At 72.7% G+C, this 3005-nt stretch carries 3 protein-coding genes and 1 pseudogene; 1 reads left to right on the plus strand and 3 read right to left on the minus strand.

Annotated features, from left to right (window positions below):
- Positions 1-104: 104 nt before the first annotated feature.
- Complete coding sequence (locus G6R25_RS22980) at positions 105-353, plus strand: DUF6158 family protein (RefSeq protein ID WP_136449523.1); 249 nt, start codon at positions 105-107, stop codon at positions 351-353.
- Positions 354-649: 296 nt separating this feature from the next.
- Here G6R25_RS22980 and G6R25_RS28365 read toward each other — a convergent pair whose 3' ends face one another.
- The 3 genes and pseudogenes from G6R25_RS28365 to G6R25_RS28375 form a co-directional block, all read right to left on the minus strand.
- Positions 650-1408 (minus strand): vWA domain-containing protein, encoded by a 759-nt coding sequence (locus G6R25_RS28365; RefSeq protein ID WP_235949479.1) that lies wholly within the window; start codon positions 1406-1408, stop codon positions 650-652.
- Between the two features lie 24 nt (positions 1409-1432).
- Positions 1433-1600: a substrate-binding domain-containing protein gene (locus tag G6R25_RS28370; RefSeq protein WP_235949480.1), complete on the minus strand. Its 168-nt coding sequence runs from the start codon at positions 1598-1600 to the stop codon at positions 1433-1435.
- Positions 1601-1710: 110 nt separating this feature from the next.
- Positions 1711-2688, minus strand: a pseudogene (locus G6R25_RS28375) (substrate-binding domain-containing protein); the annotation flags it as partial.
- Positions 2689-3005: the final 317 nt, after the last annotated feature.

The following is a 3005-nucleotide window of genomic DNA, read 5'->3' on the forward strand; positions in this document are numbered from 1 at the left end:
CCGCCCCCGCTGTGACGGCGGTCCGGCTGTGATGGCGGTCCGGCTGTGATGGCCTAGGCCGGGATCGGCGCGAAAGCGGCTGGCAGAGCGGGTACACCCAGGCTATGACGCACCGACCCGCGGGTATCCCCGCCCCCAACCTGGCCGACGACGATCTTGTCCGGGAGCTGCGGCACCTGCACCGCACCCGGCACGACGCGTTCATCGCCGGCAGCGAGGACGCGTTCGAGACCCACACCCTGCGCATGCTGGAGCTCGAACGCGAGTACCTGCGGCGTTTCCCGAACGCCGCCAGCCCCGATCCGCGGCGCACCCGGGCCGGCCGACGCCGCGCGGCCGGCGTTGCGGGCTGAGCCGTCGGCGTCGCGGCCCGAGGCGCTGCCTGCGGTTTCATTCCGTTATCGGCCGTGTGCGTAGCCGTGCCGAGGCCTGGGCACGGTTTTATGGCTCAAAACCGTAATTAGGCCTCGGCACGATGTGTCCGCGATCTGGCCGGGATGGCGAGGGGCGGCTGGTTGGCGGTGCCGGGCGAGGAGCGTGGCGGCGGCATGAGGACGGCCCCGAGCGGGCCGAGCGGGCCGTGTGCCGGTGGGCGATGCGTCGCAGGCTGGCTCGGGCTAGCCGCCCGGCGTCGCGGGCCGGCCTGGGATCAGCCGCCGGTGAGCGTGTTGACGTAGATGTCGAACAGGTCGTCCGCGTCCGGGGTCAGGTAGGCGTGGCCGCCGGTGGCCCCGGCCAGGCGCTGCAACGCGGCGAAATCCGCGCCGGGGTCGCTGGCGATGACGATGAGCTGGACGGGCCGGCGCGGATCGGCGGCGGCCTGCAGCGCGGAAACCGCCTGGTCGAGCGTCGGTTCGGGATTCGCCGCCGGCCGCCCCGACTGCTCGCTGCCGGCGTGATCGTTGCTGCCGGCGTGATCGTCGCCGCCCGCGTTGTTGTCGCCGTCGGTGAACAGGACGACGCGGTTGATCCGGCCCGAGGCGAACCTGCTGGTCAGCTGCCGCACGGCCGCGACCGCGGTCGAGTAGAGGTTGCTGCTGCCGGCCGGTTTCAGACCCGCCGGTGCCGCGGTCAGGCCGTCGCGCTGGGTGCCGGTGTGGCCCGGCGCGTTCAGGCGGGCCAGTGGGGCGAGCTCCCGATGGCCCTCGGGCAGTTCGGCGGACGACTGCCAGAGCCCGACCTCGCTGTCCGGCGCGAGCAGCCGCAGGCCGGCCAGCGTCGTGTCCGTGGCCGCCTGGATGCGGGTGCGACCGGCGTCGTCCGTCAGCGGCAGCGCCATCGAACCGGACGTGTCGAGCACGGCGAGCGTGGCCCCGCGTTCCCGGCTGTGCCGGAAGAATCGACGCGCGGTCCCGAGCACGCTGTCGGAGGCGTCGGTACCGGCGAGTTTCGGCGGGGTGGAACGCACGCCGTCGGTGACGTTGAGGCTCGCCTACAGCCCGTCCGGGTCGTTGCGGCCCTGCAGTTCCGTCGGGGTGCGGAAGCCGGCAGCGGTCAGCGCCTGCCGCCCGGCATCGCCGCGCAGGTAGGCGGCGAAGGCGGTCGCCGCGGCGCGCCTGGGCGCCGAGTCCGTCGTCCGCTTGAGGACGATGTAGGGCACTGTTGCCGTGAATGCGCCGTCGGCCGGGTAGGAGGCGACCAGCGTCGACGGGGAGATGGTTCCTGCCCGGGTGTCGCTAAGGTCCGGTTGTAGGCGATGACGTCGGACTCCAGGGCGGGGAAGGCGGATGGTGCGCTGCCGGCGGCGCCGTTCTCCGTGCCGCCGTCGCGGACCGCGTCGAACAGCTGGTGGTCGTACTGTGGCAGCCAGTCGATCGAGCGCTCCAGCTGCAGCACCGTGGCCTGGGCCGCCCGATCCTGGTCGAAGGTGCCCGGCGTCATGTCCGCGGGAGCCAGCCGGCGCTGCGCACCGACCGTGCCGATGACCGCCCGCAGCGCCGCCGCCGAATTCTCCGGGTTGGCCATGGCGAGGCGGAACTCGCCCCACCGGGGCTCCCCGTGGCCCGGCCAGAAGGCGGTCCTGTTCGCGTCCGCCGCGAGATCAGCCCAGGTCAGGTGATGTTCGGGCCAGCCGAGCTGCTGCGCCATCAGCCGGGGCATCGCGATGACGACGGGGGAGCCGGCGATCGTCGTCGCCCGCGCCGGGAGCTGCTGCGCCGCGCTGTTCGACTCCTGTCCCAGCTCCAACCAGTCCGCCGACTCGGGGATCCACACGTCCGGAACGGCCGAGCCGGTCGCGTTCGCGCGTGACAGCGCGTCGAGCGCCCGGTCGGACGGCGTCGCGGACACCTCGAAGGTCACACAGGGTCCGCTCTGGTCGGAGTGCGCCCGGCTGAACTCGGTGGCCAGCCGGCGGATCGGCGCGGTCAGTGTTGGGGCGGTGGTGATGGTCAGCGTGGTCCGGGTGGTGCCGTCGGCGCACTCGTCCGGCGCGCTGCCGTGCCAGACGGAGGCCGCTGCGAATCCGACGCCGGTGATCGTGAGGCCGCCGAGGACGAGCAGGGCGGCACTGCTGACCGCGCCGAGACCGATCCCGCGGGCCCGCCAACCCGGGCGCCGACCGCCCGGGTTGGCGGGCCCAGGCCGCGTGAACCGCCCGTGCGACGGCCTGCCGACACGCCGGTCACGGCGGCGTGGCACGGCGCCGCGGGGACCTCCAGCTGGGGACCGATGACGGGCATCGGACACACAGACGTCCTTTCACGGGAGGCGCCGAGGCTGTTCCGAACCCGCCGCCACCACGATGATGTGACTACTTCTCCCGCCGAGCCCACCGCGCAACGGTTGACCGCACTCCCCGCCGTTCCCCGCCGATCCGGGAATCGGGAGCGTTGTGCCTCGCATCGGGTTTCGTGCCGCCGATACTGCCAGCCGCGTGCCAGCCGTCAGCTCATCTTGGAAATTCGGGGCTCGGCGTTGTTCCTCCGTTTCTCACGTCGTCGACACGGTGAAGCTATTCCGAAACCGCCAGGTTGATCCTTTCGAAACTCGGGTGACGGTCAGCG

The sequence above is a fragment of the Candidatus Frankia alpina genome, from assembly GCF_902806485.1.
In the GTDB taxonomy this organism is placed as follows: Bacteria; Actinomycetota; Actinomycetes; order Frankiales; family Frankiaceae; genus Frankia; species Frankia alpina.